This window comes from Devosia sp. (assembly GCF_028290645.1).
Taxonomy (GTDB): domain Bacteria; phylum Pseudomonadota; class Alphaproteobacteria; order Rhizobiales; family Devosiaceae; genus Devosia_A.
Genome location: NZ_JAQGJL010000243.1, coordinates 1 through 22,582, shown reverse-complemented (window position 1 = coordinate 22,582; position 22,582 = coordinate 1). Strand labels below are relative to the sequence as shown.

Sequence of the window (22,582 nt, the reverse complement as noted above, 5' to 3'; positions counted from 1 at the left end):
ACGCAATCCGCGCCACTACAGGAACTTCCACGAGGCCGCGGAAGAAGCCGGCATGTCGCGGCTCTATGGAGGCATCCACTTCCGCTCCGCCATCGTCGATGGCCTCGCGCAGGGTCGGTGCATCGCGCAGTACACCGTCGCGCTCAGGACGAGGAAATGATCATGCGCCTTACGCTGAGAACTTCCGTCGTGCTCGTGGCCGCCCTGCTAGGCGTCGAGGCGGCATCCGCACAGGATCCGGCGGTCCCCGGTTTCGTCGACGAGACCGCCAGTTCCGGCATCACTACCAGCTATGACGGCGACTGGTTCTTCATCGTCGGCGGCGGCGTCGCTACGTTCGACTGCAACGACGATGGTTATGCCGACATGCTGCTGCCGGGCGGAGCGTCCAAGGCGCAGCTCTACCGCAACACCAGCAGCCAGGGCGGCAGTCTCACGTTCGCGGCCCAACCGAGCGGGCTCGAGCTCGACAATGTCTCCGGGGCCTATCCGGCCGATATCGACAGCGACGGCATCACCGACCTCATCGTCCTGCGGGTTGGCGAGAACGTTGCGATGCGCGGTCTTGGCGCCTGCAGGTTCGAGCGCGCCAACGAAGCCTGGAACTTCGACGGCGGCGACGCCTGGTCGACGGCACTGGCCGCAACCTGGGAAAAGGGCGCGAGCTGGCCGACAGTCGCCGTCGGCAACTATGTCGACCGCCTGGAAGACATCTCGCCGTGGGGCTCGTGCACCGACAACTGGCTGCATCGCGGCGGCGACGGCAGGTTCGCGGCGCCACTGCCGCTGAAGCCCAGCTACTGCGCCTTGTCAATGCTGTTCACCGACTGGAACCGTTCCGGTACGCCAGGTCTCCGCGTGTCCAATGACCGCGAATACTACGAGGGCGGCCAGGAGCAGATGTGGAAGCTCGACCCCGATGCCGAGCCGGTCCTGTTGAAGCCCGCCGATGGCTGGAAGGTGCTGCGCATCTGGGGCATGGGCATTGCCAGCTACGATCTCGATAGCGACGGCTACCCGGAATACTTCCTCACCAGCATGGCCGACAACAAGCTGCAGACGCTGACCGTTCCGGGTCCGAAAGCCGACTACAAGGACGTGGCTTTCGCCCGGGGCGTCACTGCCCACCGGCCCTATACCGGCACTGACCTCAAGCCGAGCACCGCCTGGCATCCGCAGTTCGACGACGTGAACAACGATGGCCTGGTGGATCTCTTCATTGCCAAGGGCAATGTCGACAAGATGCCCGACTTCGCCATGCGCGATCCCGATAATCTCCTGCTGCAGGGGGCCGACGGCAAGTTTACCGAGGCCGGCGAAGCGGCCGGAATCTCCAATAATGGCAACTCGCGCGGCGCGGCCCTCGTGGATTTCAACATGGATGGGCTGCTCGATCTCGTCGTGGTCAACCGCCGGGCAAGCGCGCAGGTCTGGCGTAACACCGGCGCCGGCGAGGCCAACTGGATCTCGTTCCAGCTGAGGCAGCCGGCCCCCAACGAGTACGCCATCGGCTCGTGGGTCGAAGTGAGGCATGGCGATGCCGTCATGCGCCGCGAACTGACGGTTGGCGGTGGCCATGCCGGCGGCCAGCTCGGCTGGCTGCACTACGGGCTCGGCAGCGAAACGGCGACCAGCGTCGCGGTGACCTGGCCGGACGGAACGCGCAGCGAATGGGCCGACCTGGCGGCCGATGGGTTCTACGTGCTCGAGCGGGACAAGCCGGCTGTCCCGTTCATCCCGCGCGACCAGTCCGAATAGTCGGTGAAGCGAGGCGTATTCCCTGGGTAGATCGGAGCGTGTAGTCGCGACATGAATTCCCGGATGATCTGGTGCCTGCTGGTAGCCCTTGCCCTGCCGGGCCTGCCTGTCACCCAGGCGCGAGCCGGGGAGGCGGAAGGCGTGCTGGCCTATCAGGCCGGAGACTTTGCGAGGGCGATGGGCGAGCTTCAACCGGCCGCCGCCAATGGCAGTGCGCGGGCCCAGACCATGGTCGGCTTCATGTACGCCACCGGCCAGGGCGTGCCGCAGGACCCGGTCCAGGGGGTGAACTGGCTTGGTCTCGCCGCCGCCCAGGGCCTTGCGGAGGCCCAGTATGACCTGGGCTATCTGTTTGATACGGGGCTCGGGGTACCGCAGAACCATGCCGAGGCGGCGAAGTGGTACCGGCTTGCCGCCGCGCAGGGCCGGGCCGACGCCCAGTACAATCTCGGCGCCATTCTCAAGGAAGGCGGCGAAGGCGTGCCGCAGGACTACACCGAGGCCGCCAAGTGGTTTCGCCTGGCCGCCGAACAGGGCGACGCCTATGCGCAGCTCGATCTCGGCCTTCTCTATGTCCGCGGCCGTGGCGTGGCGCAGGACTATGCCGAGGCGGAGAAGTGGTTCCGCCTTTCGGCGGCGCAAAACTACGCGGCAGCCCAGTTCAACCTGGGCAGCATGTTCTTCGAGGGTCACGGGGTCGGCCAGGACGAGGCGGAAGCGGTTAGGTGGTTTCGATTGGCGGCCGAACAGGGCTATGCGCCGGCCCAGTTCAATCTAGGCATCTCGCTGCACACGGGACGAGGCGTGGGCCCCGACGACGTGCAGGCGGCCGAGTGGTTCAAGCGAGCTGCCGTGCAAGGCTACGCCCCTGCCCAGTCCAACCTGGCGATTCTCTACGATCACGGCCAGGGCGTTCCGCAGGACGATGGGGAGGCGGTCCGGTGGTACTCACTTGCCGCCAACCAGGGCGATGTGTACGCGCAGTACGGCCTAGGGGCCATGTTCAGGAACGGCTACGGCGTCGCCCGTGACAATATCATGGCCTTCATGTGGACGAACCTCGCCGCCCAGCAGGGCCTCTCGGCCGCCATGAAGGACCTCCAAACACTGACCGCCAGGATGACGCCATCCGACATCGAGCAGGCCCGGAGCCTCTCGAGCGCCTGGGTCCAGCGTTTCCGTGCCACCCCCCGCTGACTGCCGATAATAAGCCGTGAGGTTCTGCGCATGGCGGGCCTGATCGGTACCGTGCAGCAGGATCCGATCACGGCCTGTCATCCTCGCCGCCACCGTCCTCACGGAGCCGGATATTGCGGTCTGAGGATCGGGCCGAACTGGCGGAAGGCCAGGCTGGCCAGGATGATGGCGTTGGTGTTTCCGGTGAACACCGCGTTGGGTGATCCGTCGATTTCATAGCGACCCTCCTGCCAGCCCTTTTCCGCTACCGCCAGGTCGGCGACCGACGCCACCAGCTGCCGTGTGTAGTCGGTGCCGAACAACGCGTCCCATGCGAAAGCGGTCTTGGTGCTGACGGTCCGGAGGCTGTCATTGCGCTCGCCTTGCAAGGTCATTACCGACCAGGGCGAACCACCGCCCCACACAGTCGAGTAGGCGAAGTGGGCTCCCTCGAGAGCTGGCCTTCGCTGACCGCCGTAAGATGGCCGGTCGTTGCAAACCGGCTTTTCTGGGCGCGATAGATGTTGCTGGCGAGGACCTGCGAGACGCTGTCGAACCCGAATTCCAGTCCGTCCAGCATATAGGGCTCGCTGGTCGCAAAACCGGGGCTGGCATTGCCGATGAGGCGCGAGTCCACCGCAATCTCCAGAGCTTCGACCTCGTGGTAGACGACATGGCGCTCCACTTGCACGGCCTTGACGGCGTCGAGTCCGAGCAGCATGAGCGCCTTGGCCCCATACTCTTCGTAGCCGGTCCGACCTTCCTGCACGAGGACCGTGGCCCCGGACAAGTCCACGGCTGCCCCCACCAGTTCACCGTCATCGACCAGCGCGTCGAGCTGCCAGCGGGACATCGCCTCCGCGATCTCGCCGGCGTGGCCGGGATAGGCGGTGGAGATCGCCTCCAGGGCGACCACCAGGCGGGCGATGTCCAGCGCGGACCAGCCGATGCCGCGTTCACTCGCCTTGTTGTTGTAGTCGGTCATCGCCAGCGAACTGGTGTCGTAGGCCTTGTTGGGCAGCAACCCGTCGAACAGGGCGAGCCGTGCGAGGCTCGAGGCGGCGGCGGTCACGCGACGATCGAATTCGGTGGCATCGACGAGGCCGAGCCGGTGGGCCGATACGAGGCCGATCAGGTACGAGCCGGTGTCCCACATGGTGGTCGAGTGATAGTTGTCGGCGGCATTCGCAAGGCCGGTTGCGGGGTCGGTATTGTTCTCGAAGTAGCGCCAGGCGACCCTTGCCCATTGCAGCTGCTCGGGGTCGGATTCGGAGAGCGGCCGGACGGGCAGCGCGGCGGCGGTGGCCACCACGCGGTCGGTGGTCTGGATCGCCGCATCTGTTCTCAGGCCGCCGGCGCCGCGATCCAGCCAGAAGATCAGGGCGAAACTGCACAAGAGCGCCGCGATGAAGACGAGGTGGCCCCTGGCCGCGACCAATCCATCCCGGAGCCTCACCGCGTGTCCTCCGAAGCATCAGGCCGCCACAGCGCCGCGGCAATCATGATGGACATGGCCAGCATGTTGTTCAGTCCCCAGAAGGCATTGGCGAGAAGGCCCGACAGGGTGTAGGGGCCGAGGCCGGCCAGATAGGCCAGCGATGCCCCCCCGATCGCCGCGACCGTGAGGCCGACAATAGCCAGCTGCGGCCAGATCAGGTGCAGATGGCTGCCGGCCTGGCGATCTTTCGGCGTCACTGGAAAGCTGATCTTGCTCCCGCGTAGCACCGACCACAGCGCCCTGAGGTTGATTGGAAAGAAGGCGAGGTAGCTCGCCTTGCTCTTGTAGCCGGCGATTCCCCAGGTTCCGACCATGCTGGCCAGCTCGATGCCGACCAGGAAGGGCAGGATGCGGACGAAGAACTCCGAGGAGTATGCGCTTACCGGCGACACGCCCGTTGCAAGATAGACGATCGGGGCGATCAGGAAGACAATGTTCCACAACCCGCCGAGATACGACCAGAATGTCGACGCGTACATCAGCCGCTGCGGGAGTGTCAGGCCGTGGCGGAACAGCGGATTGTCGTGGAACAGGATGTCGAGGCTTCCGCCCGCATATTTGAATCGCTGAATGGTCCAGCTCAGCAGGTCCTGCGGGGACAGCATCCTCGACTCGACATAGGGGTGCAGGATCGATTTCCAGCCGCGCTCACGGTCCGAATGGAGCAGGATCGACGTGTAGATGTCCTCCGAGACGTGGAACTTGTATGGCGCCAGCACGTGGAAGCTGGCGGCCTCGCCCCGGATGGCGTCGACGAGTTCCGCGGCCACGTCGTGCTCATGGGTCACGAGAGTGATCTCCGACACGGCCGCGATTGTCTGTCGTTCGACCGCGCTCCCGAAGCTGCGCAGCGCCGCTTCCATGACCGCTTCCCGCCGGTGGATGGAACCGGCGCCGCAGCAGAACGAGGCGTTTGCCCAGTTCCGGCGCCTGAGGATGATGTCGTAGAACATCGTGGGATCGTTGACGAAAGGGTCCTGGCCAAGCTGGATTGGGCCGACGAGCTTCTGCAGCGCCAGTCCCAGCAAGCGCCCGGGCGCGCCGAGATAGCGAGCAAGAGCCGCATCCAGCGGCTTTCCGGCTGGCAGGTCGTAGAACCATTGCGGCGTCTGCACCCACGCGACCTTCGGGTCGCGGAAATACCCCATGGTGCGCTCAAGCAGCGTCGGGAAGGGACGCGTGTCGGCATCGCAGATCACCAGGAAGTCGCCCGACGTCTGCTCCATGGCATTGCGCAGGTTGCCGGCCTTGTACCCCTCGTTGGAGCCCCGGGCGATGTAGTTGACACCCTCCTCGTCGCAAACTGCGCGCATCGTGGGCCGCCGGCCGTCATCGAGCACGTGGATGAGCATTCGGATGGCGTGAGGGTAGCGGATGGCCTTGGCGTCGCGGATACCCAGCCGGACCAGCTCGGGGTCTTCGTTGTAGGTGGCAAACATCACGTCGACGGCGATGGCGTGCCCCTTCTCGTCGCCGCTGCCATTGCACTCATCGATGCTCGCCGGTGGGGGCGTGATCGGCGGATCGCTGACCTTCCATAGGTTGATGGCGTAAAGCACCAGTCCGAAATAGGCGCCCGTCTCGGCCGTTGCCACCGGGATCGCGAACCACAGGGCACCGAAGTTCAGGGAGGCCGTCCAGCGCCACCAGATGTACCAGGCGCCGAGGCAGAGGCAGACGGTGACGAGGAACTGCCACAGCAGTTCGCGCGACACCGAATGCTCCAACGGGGGCGGCGGGACGCGATTTTCGAAACGCTCGAAGTAGAACGTCATGATGTGTCCGCGGGCCCTGCGGGCGCGTACGGCGCTCTCCGGACCCTCGAAGCCCGATCAAGTTGCCCGGTCGGGTGGGCAGCGCCCGCCGTCCAGCTGGAAACGGCATCCGTCAGTGCATTCGCCATCAAACTAGTAATGGGTAAAACTGCGTAGATGAGTGGGCCGAAACTTGGCATGGAAATCTATCTTTATGGCGACAGCATTTTCCGATCGCCTGGAATATATAACCGCGATGTGTGTGAAGGCTAACTGAAATGGGTGTTATTTCACGTGTACTTTGAAATAGCCTGTGAGACCCGGTCGAGGACTGGCTCGGCGATCTCTGAGAGTTTCCGGCTCACATCCGAAAACGCGATTGGCTGCTCGCTCCCGCCGGACGCCTCCGTCGCTTGAGCCAGCTGCGAGAGTTCGTTCGCCCCCAGCGTCATCGCGACACTCCGAAGTGAGTGGGCGGCGCGTCCGAGTTCAAGCCGGTCTTCCGCCCGGCTTGCCTCGCCCAGCCGCGCCAGGGCACGCCGCACGTCGGCATCGTAAGCGGCAAGCAGCTCCGGCATGATCTCCCTGCCGACCTCGCTCTCGAGATGGGCGAGGCTGACCTCGAAATCGTCGGCGGCCGCCGGTTGCACGATTTCAGCCTCGACGTCGGCCCGTTCGTCCGGCAGGCCGGCGGCGCATGCCGCAAGGGCCGTGACCAGTTTGGCAAGCACGATCGGCTTGGTCACGAAGCCGGTCATGCCGGCGTCGAGGCAGGCCTGCCGGTCCTCATCCATGGCGTTCGCAGTGAGGGCGATGATCGGTACGGCTCCGCTCGGGCCCCCGATCTGCCGGATCCGCATCGTGGCCGCGATGCCGTCCATCTTCGGCATGGAGAGGTCCATGAGGATCGCATCGTACGAATGGCTCATCACCGCCTCGACGGCTTCGACGCCGTCGCTTACGACGTCGACTGTGTGGCCGAGCTTTTCCAGCAGGCGCCTGGCAACGAGTTGGTTGGTGGTATTGTCCTCCGCAACGAGGATCTTCATCGGGGCGATCTCGGTTTCCCTTCGGCCGTCCGCCACTGCTTCCGGTTCTGCAATTGCCAGCGGCAGCTCGATCCAGAATTTCGAACCGCGCTCCGCCTCGCTGGAAAAACCGATGGCGCCGCCCATGATCTCGGCCAGCTGCCGCGAAATGGCCAGGCCGAGTCCCGTGCCGCCGAAACGGCGAGCGTACGAGCGATCAAGCTGGTTGAACTTGGCGAACACCTCGCCCTGCTTTTCGATCGGAATGCCGATCCCGGTGTCGGCGATCTCGAACCGCAACCTCACCTGGCCGTCCATCGGCGGCGCCAGTGCAGACACACTTATCGTGATACCTCCCCGGGTCGTGAACTTCACGGCGTTGCTTGCAAAATTGAGCAGGATCTGGCGCACCCGGCCTGCATCGCCCGCAAGCCATGCCGGCACATCGGCCGCGATTTGGGACTCGAGCGAGATGTTCTTGAGCCTCGCCGGCTGGGCGTAGAGATGCACCACGCTGCGTACCAATGGCAGCAGTTCGAACGTAGTCGTTTCCAGTTCGAGCTTGCCGGCCTCGATCTTGGAAAGGTCGAGGATGTCGTTGAGCAGCAACAGCAGCGAGTCGGCGCTGGCCCGGGCGATCGTGACCAGCTTCTGCTGATCGGCATCGAGGGGAGTTTCGAGCAGCGCGCTGAGCATGCCGAGGACGCCGTTCATGGGCGTTCGGAGTTCATGGCTCATCACGGCGAGGAACTCGCTCTTGGCGGCGTTGGCCTTTTCGGCCTCCTGCTTGGCCGCCTGAAGCGCCTGTTCCTGCTCGACGTCGTCCGTCACGTCCTGGAGGGTGCCCGTCAAGGTCAACGGAACGCCGGCAGCATCGAATACGTACTCGGCCATCCCCTTCACATAGCGCACCGAACCGTCGCGCCAGATCAGCCGATGCTGCAGTGGCACTTGCGCGCTGCCGCCGGGCAGGGGAAGGGCAAGGGCCCGCTGCATGTCCGCCTGCAGCCGCCCCAAATCGTCCGGATGCACAACCTCCTCGAGGCGCGGTCCCGGCTTGCCGAAAGGATCGCTCGGCAAACCGGTGATCCGATACATCTCGTCCGACCAATCGGCCTGGCCGGTCGGGAGGTTGACGCTGAAGCTTCCCAGATGGGCGATACGTTGTGCCTCGGCCAGGCCTCGTTCGCTGGCCACAAGTGTCGATCGCTGCTGGGCCTCGACCGTAATGTCCCTGACCGTGGAGGTCATCGAGATGCGCTGTCCCGACGCGTCGGCGACAACTTCGGCAGTTGCTTGCACATGTGCAATCGATCCGTCAGGTCGACGTACTCTGTAGGTGACCTCCCGCGCCACCGGCTGCCCGGTGCTCGCCGACTGCGCCGCGGCCGCTCGCTCGGCGCCTTCGACCCGCTCGCGATCCGCCGGGTGTAGCAGGGCTCCGAACTCGCTGCCGGTCATCGCTCCATCAATGGCGATGCCATAGATCGCGGCGAGTTCGTCCGACCACCGCACCCGATCCACGACATAGTCCCACCAGAACGTCCCGAGCCGCGCGATGCGCTGGGTCTCGGTGAGGCTGAGGGCGCTGATGCGCAGTTGTTCCTTGTCCTGTCGGAGACGCGCCCGTTGTCGCGCGAGAACGACAAGCGCTGTGGCCAACGCGGCCAGCAAGGCGCCCGCCACCAGCGCCGACAGCGCCATCGTGCGTTCCAGATCGGCGCGCCATCTCGCGGTAATCAGGTTGGATTCATCGAGCGTGGCGAAGCTGAACTCGTCCACGGTGGGCTCGGTTTCCCTGAGCATCGTGCGCAGGCGCGTTATCTTGCCCCCATCGACCGGCTCGCCAGGCTGGAGCAGGTTATTGACCATGGCGGTGAAGCGAAGGATGCTTTCGGTTGAAGTCAGCGCGGCCCCCAGGGCCGGGCTTTGCTCCAGCCGGTCTTGCAGGAAGATGACGGTGTCTCCGAGGGAGTGGGCGCGGCGGACGATGTCGGCAGTCGCGGCCGGGTCGCCCGGCTCCCAGGTCAGGGTCGCGATGAGTAGTTCGTGGTACTCCCTATCCAGCAGGTAGGCGTTCCATTGCAGGCCTTCGTGCGGCGCCTGCCTGATCTTGTCGAGGGTGACGACGATGTTCCAGAGCAGCGACGTCAGCACGAGGACCGCCACCAGGCCGGCGGTGGCCAGGACCAAGCTGCGAACGGTAGGTCGCGGCACAGCGCGTGTGACACTACCGGCCATGGGCCGCATCGCTCCGGAAGGTCAGGTCCAGTTCGTTTCCGCCCGGGCCGCTGCGATAGGCCAGCTCATCGGCGCAACCGAGGATCAGGGACAGGCCGCGGCCGGATTCGGCGCGCGGTGCAGCGTCGCTCGCCGAACTGAATGTCTCTCCCGGTGCCGCGGCGCCGCGATCTGTCAGCAGTACGCGCAGCGCTGTCGGCAATTGCTCGATCGAAATGCCGATCGATGCATCGGGCACATCACGATAGGCGTGCTGGACGATATTGTTGAGCGCCTCGACGATCGCAATTTCGAAACAGGCAAGCCGCTCGCCACTGAGCCGTTTGGCCGCTTCCGCCACCAGCGTGGGCGCCGCGGCGTCGACGTCTCCAAACGTTGCCGCGATCGTGAGGCGGAGCGTGCTCATGACTGTTCGAGTGCACCCACGGCCGCGTCGGCGTCGTCGTAGATCCGAAAGACCTTGTCCATGCGTGTCAGCCTGAACATCTGCGCCGCGGCGGGCTGCAGGCCGCACACGGCCACGTCGCCACGGCTGCCCACCCGCTTGAGAATGCCGACCATGGCGCCGAGGCCGGTGGAGTCGATGAAGCCGACCTCGGACAAGTCCAGCACAAGGCGCGTATTGCCCGCTTCGATCTGGTCGAGAACGAGCTGCTTGAATTGTGGCGCAACGGCCGCGGTGAGGCGTGTCTCGGTGACGGCGAGAACCAGCACCCCGCCGGATCGATGATTCACGCGGATCATTTCAGCCCTCCTTGTCGATGATGATGATGGAGACGTCGTCGGCCAGGTTGGGTTGGCCGGTCCAGTCGAGCAACGCGTTGGCGATCTGTGGAAGGACGGCCCGGGCCGCAAACCCTTGCCGGTGGGTCACGAACTCTGAAAAGCGCTCCAGCCCATAGAGCTCGCCGCCCTGACTGGCCGCTTCCGTCACGCCGTCCGACGCGACGATGAGCCGGTCGCCCCGACGAAATGCGACCGACGATCGTTCGAACTCGGCGTGCGGCAGCATCGCCACCGGCACGCCGCCGGTCCCGACGATCCGCGCCTCGTCGCCCGGACGGAGGAGGAGGGGGCTGGGGTAACCCGCCTGGCAGAACACCAGCCGCTCCTCGGCCTCGTCGATTGCCCCGACGAACAGGGTGAAATAGCTGTCGTCACCGAGATCCCTCTGGAAGCGCCGGTCCAGGACCTGGGCGACGCGTTCCGGCCGAAGCTCGTCCGTGCCGGTTCCGCGGACCATGTTCTGGAAAAACTCCGTGCTCACCATGTAGCCGAGGGCTACCGCCGAAAGCGCCGCGCGCACTCCGTGTCCGCTGACGTCCGCCGCAAAGAAGCCGGACTTTCCCGGGCCGAGGTCGAAATAGCCGAACACGTCGCCCGATATGCTGCTGGACGGGGTGAAGCTCGACGAGAACCGGCAGTTTGAAAGCAGCACCTCCGGATCCGGTAGAAGCGCGCGCTGCGCGGCGGCGGCGGCATCGAGATCGGCCTGGATATGCTCGTTTGCCTGCGCCAGGCGGAGGTTCTTCGAATGAAGGTCTCGCTCATATCGGATGAGACGCTCCGCCGAGCGCAGCCGCGCCAGCAGCACGGCCTGGTCCACCGGCTTCGACATGAAGTCGTCAGCTCCGGCCTCCAGCCCGCGCATGCGGTCGGCATTCTGGTCGAGTCCGGTGACCATGAGAATGTAGACGTAGCGCCCCAGGTCGAGACCCCTGACCCGGGTGGCCAGTTCCATCCCGTCGATGCCCGGCATCTGCACATCGCAGATCAGCACGGGCGCCCCGTTCCGCTTCAATGCCTCGATGGCCTCTTCGCCATCCTCGGCCAGTTCCACGTCGTGGCCGTTCCGTCGCAGCATCGCCGACAGGTGTATTCGCTGGCTCAGATCGTCATCCGCGACAATTATGTGCATGAAATTCCGATCAATAAAATCCGGTATAGTTTAAATCGTCCCCGCCCGACAGCGGTAGCCTCGCCCGCTGGTTATCAATGAGCTACGCGTCCACCGCGCATTTCTGCAGAATGGCAGCATCCATCCGGTGCAGATCAACGCCGGCTACTTTGGCGCAGACTTCTCTACGAAACCGACTATTTAAGAGAGCTTTCGTGATATGTAGCACAGGTTATTCATCCGACTTAGGTTAAATTGAAACCAGCTCAGCAAAATGGACGGCACCCGATGTCCAAGCTTCGTTTGACCAAAGGCTTGCGCGATTTCAGGATCACGGTTCCGCCCGTTTGGCTCATGATCGTGCTACCGATTGTTGTTTTTACGGCTGCCGCACTTTCCCTGACCTATTTTGGCGCCATTACCCCAATCTGGATCTCGAATGCGTTCGTCGTCACTGCCTTGTTGCGCAATGACCGGTCCACCTGGCCTGTTCTGCTTGTCCTCAGCGAGGCGGGCGACTATGCGGCGAACATCGTCGCCGGTACACCGCTCACAGGAATTGGCTATATCACCTGTGACACCGTCGAAATCCTGCTTGTCGTGGTGTTGTTTCGTGCCACCGGGGCGGGATCGCCGCTCGCCGGCATATGGCCGCTCGCCAGGTTGGCGCTCATCTGCCTGATTGCGCCGCTGGTTAGTGCCACTGGCGGCGCCGGTCTGACCGCGCTTGCTTATGGCGTCCCCTTTGTCCCGGCGTGGGAGACCTGGTACCTCTCCACCACCTGCGGCCTCCTGACCGTGACGCCGTTGTTGCTGAGCTGGAGCGAACAACTGGCCCGGCCGGACCGCTCGCGCGGCGCCGTGGTGCAGACGATCCTGCTCGCCGGCCTTTTGGCGTTCGTCGGCTATATGGACTTCAATGACAACCTGCCGGGAATGTTCCTCGCGTTCCCATTCCTGCTGCTGGCCGCGTTCGGCGGCAGGCTGCTCGGCGCCACGACCGCCGCCGCTACACTGGCCGCTGTTGCAATATGGAGCACCTTGGCGGGACACGGTCCGCTCGCGGAGTTTGCCGTTACTCACCCGATTGCAGTCATTCAGCTGCTGCAGCTCTACATCGTGGTGATCTTGCTCTCGGCATTGCCGGTTGCCGCCATTCTGGAGCAGCGCGAGAAACTGAACGCGCAACTCCAGGAAACAACAAAAGCGGCTCAATCCGCCGTTCGAGCCAAATCCGAATTCGTGGCGGTCATGAGCCACGAGATCCGCACCCCGATGACCAGTGTGCTCGGGATGACGGACTTGCTCATGGATGCGGACCTGCCGGAAAAGGAGCGTGGATATGTCCGCAGAATCCGAACCTCTGGCCTGCACCTGCTCGCACTGATCAACGACGTCCTCGACTTTTCCCGGGCCGAAGCCGGAAAGCTCGATCTCGAGACGATCGATTTCAGCCTTCCGGACGTGCTCGAGCACGTGCGCTCGGTGCTGGCGCCGCAGGCAGCCGAACGCGGCCTCGACCTCAACTTTGAACTCGACGCGCATTCGCCACCCACTCTCAGGGGCGATCCGACCCGGTTGACGCAGGTTGTGCTCAATCTCGTCGGCAACGCGCTCAAATTCACGCAACGCGGCGGCGTCACGGTCTCTGTCACCCGTCGCCTGGCAAGCGGGGAACGCGATCGCTTTCGTTTCGATGTCCGGGACACCGGGATTGGTATCCCGGCGGAGAAGCAGGCGGTCCTGTTCAACGCTTTCAGCCAGGGGGATTCATCGACGACCCGCCAATATGGGGGCAGCGGGCTCGGGCTGGCGATCTGCAAGAAACTGGTCGAAGCGATGGGGGGAGAAATCGGGGTCGAGAGCGTAGAGGGGGTCGGGAGCCGCTTCTGGTTCGAGGTCCCACTGCAGCTGAGCGAGAAGATGACCAGTCAGGCGACAATATGGAGCGCACTCGCCCCTGTGCCGCGCCGGCGTATCCTCCTTGTCGAAGACGTGGAAACGAACCAGATGCTCATCACCGACATGCTGCGCTCGCACGGCCACGATGTGACGCTCGCCGTGAACGGCCTGGAGGCGGTCACCTTGGCGACGCGGGGACATTTTGACGTGGTGCTGATGGATGTGCAGATGCCGGTGATGGACGGCGTCGAGGCGACGCGCCGGATCCGGAGGCTGCCGCCCCCGGCCGGCGAAGTGCCGGTGCTCGCCTTGACCGCCAACGTGATGACCGCCGAGCGGCAACGCTATCTGGCGGCGGGGATGAACGGTGCGCTGACCAAGCCGATCGACTGGCCGCAATTGTTCGAATCCCTGGCAAGGTATGGCGGAGCCGGCCACAGTTCTGCCGGGAACGCGCCTGCTAGCGGCCCCGATCTTCCTGCGCTCCACCCCGATGCCGCAGCCGCAACCTCTGGCGCCGCGCCTGCAGACACCGATAGCCCGATCGACCCCGTGGTGTTCGACCGCCTCCGCCGACACCAGGGCAAGACCGGGGACCTGACCGCCCGGTTGGCGGAACTCTTCGTGCGCGACACTGGAACGCGCCTCACGGAATTGCGCGACGCCGTCCACCGTGCGGATGCACCGGCGGTCGCCCGGATGGCGCATGCGATCAAGGGCAGCGCGGCCAATCTGGGCGCGCAACTCATGGTGCGGATCTGCGCCGCCATCGAGACCCATGCGGAAGCGGCCGAGCTCGATACCATCCCGGCAAGCCTCGACGAGTTGCAGCGCGAGTTCGCGCGCGCCCGCGACGCCCTCGCGGCGACGCTGGCCACGCCCTGAGCGATGCGCATCCTGATTGCCGAAGACGACGCGGCGTCCCGCCTGATCATCGAAACAGTGGTCCGGCAGCTCGGACATGCCGTCCTGCCGACGAAAAGCGGAGACGAAGCCTGGGAAGCGTTCCAGAAAGCCGACTTCGACGTCGTCATCAGCGATCGGTCGATGCCCGGCATGGACGGACTGGAACTCTGTCGTCTCGTCAGGTCCAGGTCTGAAGTCAACAAGTACACGTACTTCATCTTCGTGACGTCGTCAGGCGACAGGCGCCGTGTTCTGGATGCCAATGAGGCTGGAGCCGACGACTATCTGGTAAAGCCTCTGGATGCCGATCAGCTGGCAACCCGGCTGGTTGTCGCTGAACGAATTACGCGTCTGCATGGCCGGCTTGCTGCGCAACAGACCCAGCTCGAGCTTCTCAACGGCCAGCTGTTCCAGCAGGCCCGGACGGATTCGCTGACAGGCTTGTACAACCGGCTGAAGTTGCGCGAGGATCTCGACCGCCTCGTGGTCGCTGCCGAGAGTCTTACAGGGCCGTATTGTGCCCTCATGATCGATATCGACCATTTCAAATCGTACAACGACGCCAACGGTCACCTTGCTGGAGACAAGGTCCTGGCGAGCGTGGCCAGCGTCCTGCGGCAGGGTTTGCGGCAGGGCGACCATGGCTACCGCTTCGGCGGCGAGGAGTTCCTGCTGGTCCTCGAGAGCACCTCGCTCGAGGAGGGTTGCGAGGCGGCCGAGCTCTGTCGCACCGCCATCGAGGACCTGAAGCTGCCGCACGCATCCGGCGCCAACAGCGTGGTGACGATCAGCGTGGGAGTGGCGCAGTGGCGGCAAGGGAACGAGAGCGTGAACAGCTGGCTCAAACAAGCCGACATCGCACTCTACCACGCCAAGAGCCTCGGACGAAACCGCGTCTATCCGCCAGCGCCCGCCTGACCGCCGAGGCGGGGCAACTGCCCGCCGCGCACCGTCACAGTCTCGGCGCCGCTCGCCGCTGGCGCGGCGTACTCACCGGCAAGTACGATCCCGGCCAACAGCCGCGCTGGTGCGGCCATTGCCTCTTTGGTCGCCTGAAACTGGCTTGTATAGCAAATCGCTCGAATTTATATCTCAGACACACACCTGCCGCCCGGGAATTCCTTCATACATGCTCACCGCAAAGGGAAAGTACGGCCTCAAGGCCCTGGTTTACCTCGCCCGGGTTCCGCCAGGAGAACTGGCGCTGGTGGCCGATGTCGCAAGGGCGAACAATATTCCGAAGAAATTCCTCGATGCCATTCTCGGAGATCTGCGGAACGCCGGCATCGTGCAGAGCCGCAAGGGCAAGGGCGGCGGCTATCGGCTCGCCCGGCCCGCGGCGGAGATCAAGGTCGGCTCGATCGTCCGCGTGCTCGATGGGCCCCTGGCGCCGATCCCCTGTGCGAGCCACACGCGCTACGAGGCCTGCGAGGATTGCGACGTGGCAACCTGCCAGGTGCGGCACATGATGCTGAACGTGCGCAACGCCATCGCCGAAGTGCTGGACCATACCACGCTGGCCCAGATGCGCGACGCCGAGGGCGACGTGCTGCCGATCGAGTTGCAGACCGGGCAATCGCCTGCAACTGCAACTCACTAATTTGATAGACTAAGTCCCAAATAGCATGCCGTTCTCCGGGATCCCCGGCGCAAGCGGTACAATTTGTCGATGCCGGGCCGCATTCGCAAACCGCGCCCTCGCTACCGTGGCGGGCCCGTGGTGAAATTGCGACATGTCGAACGCCACCTCCCACCGTCGCCGAACGCCGTCGACGCCGGCACGGCTGGCCTCCTCGCCATGACGCTTGTCGATCCCAGCGCACCCATCGCGTCTCAGTCGCAGGCGTCGTCGTCTGCAACCTTCAGGAGCGCGATGCGCCACCTCGCCGGCGCGGTCAGCGTCATCACCACCGGCCGCGGCGAGCAGCGCACCGGCTTCACTGCCACCTCGGTCTCCTCCTTCTCGATGGAGCCGCCGGCGATGATCGTCTGCCTCAACCGCAACGCGTCGTCATGGCCGGTGCTGCGCGAGCACCAGGGCTTCTGCATCAACGTGCTGGCGCACGACCAGCTGCACGTCGCCGACCGGTTCGCGGGGAGGGGCGGGGCGAGGGGGGTGGCGCGCTATGAGGGCGCCTCCTGGCAGGAAATGGTCACCGGCGCGCTGGCGCTGTCGGACTGCCTGACGGTAATCGACTGCGAGCTCGATGAAGCCATCGAGCGGCACTCCCACGCCATCCTCATCGGCCGCGTCCGCGCCGTCCGCACCCGCGAAACCGCCGAGCCGCTGCTCTACTGGCACGGCGCCTACCGCCACATCTCCAACATCGACCGCGTGCTGACCAAGGCTTGAAGCCGGGCTCAGCCCCCGAGCCCGAAGATCGGACGCATCAGCCCATCGAGCCGGCGATAGGCAATAATGTCGTCTTCGTGCGCCGGGTCTATGGCGAGCCCCTCGGCCTCCCGGCGCCGCAGCTGCTCCCAGCCGATCGGCTTGATGCGTGGCCTCTGCCGGTCGATGAGGGCGGCGGCATAGCCGGCCCCGCTCAGCTCGCCGATCAGCGCCTCTGCCGAGCCACCGCCCGCCAGAAGGAGGCACGGCGAGACCTCGCACATGAGGACGATCTCATGGGGGTGCTCCCGCAGCAGGCGCCGGGCGCCCGCAAGCACCTGCACCTCGCTGCCCTGCGCGTCGATCTTGATGACCACCGGACGCTCCGGGCTGATCCCGCCATAGCCGTCGAGCGTCCTGACTTCCACCGGCACGGAGGGGCGCCCGCCGCCGTCGGCCGCAAGCCTGTGATCCCCCAGATTGTCGGCGCTGAGATGCAACTGCGCCGTGCCCTCGTAGTCCGCCAGCGCCCAGCCGTTGACCGCCACATTGCGGAGACCGTTGCGCGTAACATTGGCGCGGAGCTTGGCGAGGTTGGCCGGCTCCGGCTCGAAACTATGGACGCGCCCGCGCCCTGCCAGTGCGTGACCCGCAATGAGGCTGTACCAGCCGATATTGGCACCCACATCGACGAAATCCGCCGCGCTGCCCAACAGCTGCAGCACCATCGCCGTCCCGCTGAGCTCCCAGTTGCCCCAGTCCTCGATATGGGTCGAAACGAACAGGTCGCGCTTTCCGTGGGTTTCCATCGGGAATGGCGCCAGTCCGTTGAGCCGGATCGTCCGGATCGGCTCCTCCGTCCGGGCGCGGCTGCGCCGGAACCAGCTATTCATTGGCGTGCAGGATCTCGAGGTCGGGCAGTCCCCAGCACTGGATGCCCATGTCGGCCGCCATCACCCCAAGCCCCTCGGTCTCGATCTCGCCCTTGCCGCCCAGGGGATGCTGCTTGCGGATGCGGGAGCTTTCCGCGCCATAGCGGTAGGCAGGAAAGATCAGCCCGTCGCGGTGCAGGTCCGCCTTGACCAGCAGCATCGTCCCGCCGACCGAATCGAGCCGCATGGTGGCGGTGCCGCGCCTGTCCGATAGCGTCGTCGCGCCGTCATTGGCCCAGTTGTTCTGGTCGAATGTCGGCCCGCCCCACTGGGTGACGCAGTTGGGCACCACCACGTCGAACCCCGTCGCCAGCAGCCGCCGCAGCACATCGGCCGGATAGTCGATGACATCGACGTCGATCCACAGCACCCAGTCCTCGTCGTCGAGCGCATGGAACAGCAGGTGGTTGCGCGCCCGGGCCAGCACGGCGCGGCGGGGGATCTGGTAAGCCGGAGCCCACCGCGGAATCCGCGGGGGAATTGAGAAGCCGAAATCGCGCCGGAACAGTTGTGCACGGCGCGTCCGCTGGCGGAGCCGCGGCAGCATCGACTCGGCGATCGCGTAGGTATCGTCGCGGCTGTCCCCTTCCAGCAGGCCAACCGAAAGGCTTTCGGCAGGCCAGTCCAAGGCCTCGATCAGCTCGGCGTGTCGTGCGAGATGGCGTGCACCATCCTTCACAGGCGTCAGGATTAACACCTTGGGGTGGTGGTTGCTGGTCGACATAGGTTGCTCCGCTCGGCCCAATCAAATCTAATATGCCCGTCGTCCGCAAGCGCCCCTCCGGGTCGGTGGCCACGAAAAATCCGACCGCCAGCAGGGGCTTGAACCATGGAATCCGCCGCACCGCACCGCGATCTCGAGCGTCTGGCTCGTCTCGGCGAGGAGATTCGGCAGTCAGCGCCGGCGGCTCCGGATGATGTGCAGTCCGGCCGAGGCCTTGTCGTGGTGGCAGGTGGCGCGCGCGTCTTCACCAATGCCTTTGTCCTGCTCCACATGCTGCGCCACGCGCTCGACTCCGCCCTGCCGGTCGAACTGTGGCATTTCGGCGCGTCCGAGATGTCCCCCGCCATGGCGGCGCTGCTCGAGCCCCTCGACGTTGTACTGGTCGATGCCGAGCCCCTGATCGCGGCCAAGGGCGCCAATGTCCGCGACGGCTGGCAGCTGAAGCCGTTCGCCATGCTGCACAGCCGCTTCGAGGAAGTGCTGCTGCTCGATGCCGACCAGGTGCCGGTCAGCGATCCCGCGCTGGTGTTCGACTGGGCGCAATACCGGCAGAGCGGCGCCATGTTCTGGCCCGACATCATCGACCTGCGGGAAACCAACCCGGTGTGGGACGTGCTAGGGCTGCAGCGGCGGCAGGCGGTTTCGTTCGAGAGCGGCCAGTTGCTGGTGAACAAGGCCATGCACCGCCGCGCGCTGGCGGCTGCGGTGCGCCTCAACGAGGCGGCCGACGATCTCTACCAACTGGTTTATGGCGACAAGGACACCTTCCTCCTCGCCTGGGACCTGCTGGGCGCCAGCTACACCCTGGCGCCGCACCGGCCCTATGCCGACGAATTCCACCTCGTGCAGCGCGATTTCGACGGACACCCGCTGTTCCAGCACCGCACCAACGCGAAATGGCGGTATGGCGGCGAGCAGCGAAAGCTCCCGGGCTTCGTCCATGAAGCAGCATGCCTTGCCGCGCTCGACCGGTTGCAGGCGAACTGGAGCGGCCGGGTGTTCTCGCCGCCGGACCGCAGCGCCGCCGCACGCGCCATCGAAGCCGGGCTGGTTCAGAGCGCTACCTTCGAACTCTCGGCGCCCGACGAACGCGCGCTTCGCCTTGAGTTGCGTCCCCATGCCGAAGTAGGGCAGGGGCGTGCCCACGATCGCCGGCATTGGTGGGTTGAGGAGGGGCCGGATGGGGCGCGCCTGGTGTTCTCGGATGGTGAGCGCCGCACCCTCGTGCTCGACGGGATGGGGGAGCGCCTATGGCAAGGCATGCGCCTGGGCGCGTCGCCCGTCGAGATCACCCTCGCTCCTGTCCAGCCCTGGCCGGCGATAGCGACCAGTCCCGCCCCCGGCCTTGTGGATGATTTCCTTCGCGCTGCCGGAACCTCGCTGGACGACCCGGGGCTTACCGCGGCGATGGTCCTGCTGGCGCGCGTCACACCCGGCGTCGCCGACCGCCTGCGCCGGCTCGCCCAGAGCGACGGGGATGCCCGGCGCGTCGCGCGGCTTCAGGCAATTGCGGAGGCCGTGGACGCGGCACGGGCCCCGGCGCGGCGGGACGTCGATCGCACTCTCGATATCGGGGTCGGCTACAAGCGGCCGAATCTCGCCTGATGGGCCTCGCCCGCCCGCGCGCCCTCCACATCGCGCCCGCCATGCCGGCCCGCGGCGGCAACGGGCTCGCGATGCGGCAGGGCTTGTTTCTCGAAGCCCTTAGCCGGGTTTGCGACGCCGAGCTGGTGGTCCTGCCGGTCGCAGGCCCCGCCGGCATCGCCCCGACCCTCGCCGCCGAACTCGGCGTTCCCGCAACCATCGCGCCGGTGGCCGGCCGGCGCGACACCCAGTTCGAGCTCCTGAGCCGGATCAAGGACCCCGCCGCGCGGGCGGCAGCCTTTGCCGCCTACGGCCGCAGCAGCCTCGCCGCCGGCCTCTCGCTGCCGGTGCTGGCCGAGCTGCGCCAGCGCTTCGGTGCGCACCGCTACGACCTCGTCCATATCGGCCGCTCCTATCTCGCCGACACGCTGACCGCCCTCGAAACGCCGGGCGCCGTCACTCTCGATTTCGACGAGGACGAGCAGACCTCCTACCGCGAAATCGCCGCCGGCCACCGCCAAGCCAGCCGCCACGCCGCGGCCGCCTGGGCCGAGGCGGAGGCCACCGCCATCTCGGCCCTCATCCGGCACCACGCCAGCCGCGTCGAGCTCGGCTTCGTCGCCGGAGCGCCCGACGCGGCCGCCATCGGCGCGCGCCACCCCGGCCTCCGCCTCGAGATCGTCGGCAACGCCATCGCCATGCCGCCCCACCCCCGCCACGACGATGACGGCGCCACGCTGCTCTTCGTGGGCTCGTTTGGCTATGCCCCGAATGTCGATGCCGTCCGCTGGTTTGCCGAAGCCATCTGGCCCACAGTTCGCGCAACCGCATCGCGGCCTCCACGGCTGCTGATCGTCGGCCGCGACGCCGCACCTGACCTGCTCAAGACCGCCGATCATCCGGGCATCGAAGTCCTCGGCGAAATCGGCGACATCGCCGACGCCTACCGCCGGGCCACCCTCGTCATCGCGCCCTTGCGAGCCGGCGCCGGTACCCGCCTCAAGCTGATCGAAGCCGCGGCCCATGGTGTGCCGATCGTCGCCACCGGCCTCGCCGCCCGGGGCCTCGAGCTCAAGGCGCCGGATCACCTCTGGCTCGCCGACGACCCGGCCGCCTTCGCCGCTGTGGTCCTCGAAGCCCTCGACCGGCCGGCCGAGCGGGCAGGGCGCGCCGCTCTGGCCCTGGAGCTGGTCCGCACCCGCCACGATAGGGATATCGCAGTCGATCAGCTGGCTTGCCGCCTCGCTGCGATACTAGCTAGATAGCGCCTTTCTCGGAGACACTGCCTATGGCCGACATCCTGCCAGCAACGACCTTTCGCCCCATCGACGGGATGGAGATGAACCGCGTGCCGGATGGCGCCATGATCTACCAGGCGAACCAGGAACGCGTGCATTTCCTCAACCCCACCGCCCTCGTCGTGTTCGAACTGTGCGGCATGGACAAGAACGCCGCGGAGATCGAGGCCTTCGTCGCGGAGGCATTCGGCCTGGCATCGGCGCCGACCGAGGTGGTTCGCGATTGCCTGAGTTCGCTGGTCGAGGAAGGTCTGGTCGTCGCTTGCGCCCCATCGTCTTCCGCACCCTGAGACGCGAGTACCGGCTCCACGCGCCGCCCGAAATCCGCCAGCAGCTGCTGTTCATGGAGACCACGCCGACCATCTCCGGCGTGGAACTGGAGATCGTCGACATCGAGGCGCGGTTGCGCGACGGCTTCGTCGTCGCCACCCTGCCTGGCGGGCGCTTGATCGAAGGTTCAGCCAACAATCTGCTCAGCGCGCTGCATCAGCTCGTGATGCAGGACCTTATCGATACCGAGCCAGGGGCGCCGTTCGTCCACGGCGCTACCGTCGTCGTAGATGATCGGCGGCTGCTGATGGTGGCGCAGAAGGGCTCCGGCAAGAGCACGCTCGCGCTCCATCTCGCCATGCAGGGGCATCAGGTGGAGGGCGACGAGCACCTCGTCATTCGCGAGCGCGAGGTCGTCGCGCGTCCGCGAACGCTGCGCGTCAAGCCCGGCACGCTGTCCCTCGTTGCCGGCCTTCCGCCGAGCGTCTGGGACGCACCTTTTATCGCCAACTGGGACGATAGCCCGATTCGCGCCGTCAGCCCCGCCATTGGCGGACAGGACTGGGTGATTCGCTCCGGGCGCCTGTCGGGTATCGTCTTCCTCGTCGCCAATCACGGCGGCCGTTCGGCTGCGAGGCGCATCGCTGCCGAGGATGCCTTCCGGCGGCTGATGCGGAACGTGCTGCTCCCCTCCGCAGGAGTGGCGATGGCCGCGGGACGCCTGCGGCAGCTGGCTGCAACGACGCCCGCTTACCGCCTGTTGCTCGGAAACCTCGACGTTGCTGAATGGCATCTGCGCAGCATCGCCGGACTCTTGACGTAGGTCTCGGCGCTGATACACCATGAGTATCAGTTGCCTGGAGGCCAGACGTGTCTGACAAGAGTGAAGCCGAGCGCCTCGAGCGCGCCCTCGAAACCATCGACCAGAGCAAGCGCGACGCGATGCGCAAGCTGATCACCACAGCGGCCTTCGCCGTGCCGGTCGTCGCCTCCTTTGCGATCGACGGGCTCGTTGTCAGCCCCGCCCTTGCCGCGAACAGCATCGGCTCCTGATATCAACGCGGCAGCTGTGTCCGTGAGGATCAGCGCCTGCCTGATCGTAAAGAACGAGCAGCCGTTTCTGGACGGCTGCTTGTTGTCTTTGGGCGGACTGGTGGACGAGATCGTCGTCGTCGACACAGGCTCCACCGACACCTCCATCGGGATCGCACGACGCCACGGCGCGCGTGTGATCGAGTGGGCCTGGCGGAGCGATTTCGCCGCAGCCCGCAACGTCGGTCTC

19 protein-coding genes and 1 pseudogene are annotated in these 22,582 nt (G+C 65.7%); 12 read left to right on the top strand and 8 right to left on the bottom strand.

Going from position 1 to position 22,582, the window contains the following annotated elements:
• Window positions 1–156: 156 nt before the first annotated feature.
• The gene (locus JWQ89_RS13505; RefSeq protein WP_299641830.1) at window positions 157–1,758 is read left to right on the top strand and encodes a CRTAC1 family protein; all 1,602 of its coding nucleotides are present in this window, start codon (window positions 157–159) and stop codon (window positions 1,756–1,758) included.
• A 51-nt stretch (window positions 1,759–1,809) separates the two neighbouring features.
• A complete protein-coding gene (locus JWQ89_RS13500) occupies window positions 1,810–2,955 on the top strand; it encodes an SEL1-like repeat protein (RefSeq protein WP_299641828.1) in 1,146 nt (381 codons plus the stop codon).
• Between the two features lie 98 nt (window positions 2,956–3,053).
• Here JWQ89_RS13500 and JWQ89_RS13495 read toward each other — a convergent pair.
• The 6 genes and pseudogenes from JWQ89_RS13495 to JWQ89_RS13470 all read right to left on the bottom strand — a co-directional run bounded on the left by JWQ89_RS13495 (window position 3,054) and on the right by JWQ89_RS13470 (window position 11,373).
• Window positions 3,054–4,243: pseudogene (locus JWQ89_RS13495) on the bottom strand (DUF3131 domain-containing protein).
• 143 nt (window positions 4,244–4,386) lie between these two features.
• The gene (locus tag JWQ89_RS13490) at window positions 4,387–6,207 is read right to left on the bottom strand and encodes a glycosyltransferase (protein ID WP_299641826.1); all 1,821 of its coding nucleotides are present in this window, start codon (window positions 6,205–6,207) and stop codon (window positions 4,387–4,389) included.
• Window positions 6,208–6,476: 269 nt separating this feature from the next.
• Window positions 6,477–9,407, bottom strand: coding sequence for a hybrid sensor histidine kinase/response regulator (locus tag JWQ89_RS13485; protein WP_299641824.1), 2,931 nt, complete (start codon window positions 9,405–9,407; stop codon window positions 6,477–6,479).
• Between the two features lie 37 nt (window positions 9,408–9,444).
• On the bottom strand, window positions 9,445–9,861 hold the full coding sequence (locus JWQ89_RS13480; RefSeq protein WP_299641822.1) for an ATP-binding protein: 417 nt from the start codon (window positions 9,859–9,861) through the stop codon (window positions 9,445–9,447).
• Entirely contained in the window at window positions 9,858–10,199 is a 342-nt protein-coding gene (locus JWQ89_RS13475; RefSeq protein ID WP_299641820.1) for an STAS domain-containing protein, read from the bottom strand. The genes JWQ89_RS13480 and JWQ89_RS13475 overlap by 4 nt, the downstream gene beginning before the upstream one ends.
• 1 nt (window position 10,200) lies before the next feature.
• A complete protein-coding gene (locus JWQ89_RS13470) occupies window positions 10,201–11,373 on the bottom strand; it encodes a SpoIIE family protein phosphatase (RefSeq protein WP_299641818.1) in 1,173 nt (390 codons plus the stop codon).
• Between the two features lie 267 nt (window positions 11,374–11,640).
• On the opposite strand from JWQ89_RS13470, the gene JWQ89_RS13465 reads away from it, so the two are divergent.
• The 4 genes from JWQ89_RS13465 to JWQ89_RS13450 all read left to right on the top strand — a co-directional run bounded on the left by JWQ89_RS13465 (window position 11,641) and on the right by JWQ89_RS13450 (window position 16,513).
• Window positions 11,641–14,139 (top strand): ATP-binding protein, encoded by a 2,499-nt coding sequence (locus JWQ89_RS13465; protein ID WP_299641817.1) that lies wholly within the window; start codon window positions 11,641–11,643, stop codon window positions 14,137–14,139.
• A 3-nt stretch (window positions 14,140–14,142) separates the two neighbouring features.
• Window positions 14,143–15,078: a diguanylate cyclase gene (locus JWQ89_RS13460; protein WP_299641815.1), complete on the top strand. Its 936-nt coding sequence runs from the start codon at window positions 14,143–14,145 to the stop codon at window positions 15,076–15,078.
• Window positions 15,079–15,289: 211 nt separating this feature from the next.
• The gene (locus tag JWQ89_RS13455; RefSeq protein ID WP_299641814.1) at window positions 15,290–15,760 is read left to right on the top strand and encodes an Rrf2 family transcriptional regulator; all 471 of its coding nucleotides are present in this window, start codon (window positions 15,290–15,292) and stop codon (window positions 15,758–15,760) included.
• A 273-nt stretch (window positions 15,761–16,033) separates the two neighbouring features.
• The gene (locus tag JWQ89_RS13450; RefSeq protein ID WP_299641831.1) at window positions 16,034–16,513 is read left to right on the top strand and encodes a flavin reductase family protein; all 480 of its coding nucleotides are present in this window, start codon (window positions 16,034–16,036) and stop codon (window positions 16,511–16,513) included.
• A gap of 8 nt (window positions 16,514–16,521) precedes the next feature.
• Here the strand turns inward: JWQ89_RS13450 and JWQ89_RS13445 are convergent, their stop codons facing one another.
• Entirely contained in the window at window positions 16,522–17,385 is an 864-nt protein-coding gene (locus tag JWQ89_RS13445) for an FkbM family methyltransferase (protein WP_299641812.1), read from the bottom strand.
• Window positions 17,378–18,148: a hypothetical protein gene (locus JWQ89_RS13440; RefSeq protein ID WP_299641811.1), complete on the bottom strand. Its 771-nt coding sequence runs from the start codon at window positions 18,146–18,148 to the stop codon at window positions 17,378–17,380. Before JWQ89_RS13440 ends, JWQ89_RS13445 begins: the two co-directional genes overlap by 8 nt.
• 105 nt (window positions 18,149–18,253) lie before the next feature.
• Between JWQ89_RS13440 and JWQ89_RS13435 the strand changes: the two genes are divergently transcribed.
• The 6 genes from JWQ89_RS13435 to JWQ89_RS13410 all read left to right on the top strand — a co-directional run.
• The gene (locus JWQ89_RS13435; RefSeq protein WP_299641810.1) at window positions 18,254–19,753 is read left to right on the top strand and encodes a hypothetical protein; all 1,500 of its coding nucleotides are present in this window, start codon (window positions 18,254–18,256) and stop codon (window positions 19,751–19,753) included.
• Window positions 19,753–20,997: a glycosyltransferase family 4 protein gene (locus tag JWQ89_RS13430; protein ID WP_299641809.1), complete on the top strand. Its 1,245-nt coding sequence runs from the start codon at window positions 19,753–19,755 to the stop codon at window positions 20,995–20,997. The genes JWQ89_RS13435 and JWQ89_RS13430 overlap by 1 nt, the downstream gene beginning before the upstream one ends.
• Before the next feature lie 23 nt (window positions 20,998–21,020).
• Window positions 21,021–21,320, top strand: a complete 300-nt coding sequence (locus JWQ89_RS13425) for a hypothetical protein (RefSeq protein WP_299641807.1) — start codon at window positions 21,021–21,023, stop codon at window positions 21,318–21,320.
• Window positions 21,293–22,123: a hypothetical protein gene (locus tag JWQ89_RS13420; protein ID WP_299641806.1), complete on the top strand. Its 831-nt coding sequence runs from the start codon at window positions 21,293–21,295 to the stop codon at window positions 22,121–22,123. Before JWQ89_RS13425 ends, JWQ89_RS13420 begins: the two co-directional genes overlap by 28 nt.
• Window positions 22,124–22,170: 47 nt before the next feature.
• Complete coding sequence (locus JWQ89_RS13415) at window positions 22,171–22,353, top strand: hypothetical protein (protein WP_299641804.1); 183 nt, start codon at window positions 22,171–22,173, stop codon at window positions 22,351–22,353.
• Between the two features lie 22 nt (window positions 22,354–22,375).
• A partial coding sequence (locus JWQ89_RS13410; RefSeq protein WP_299641803.1) for a glycosyltransferase occupies window positions 22,376–22,582 on the top strand: 207 nt, incomplete at its 3' end.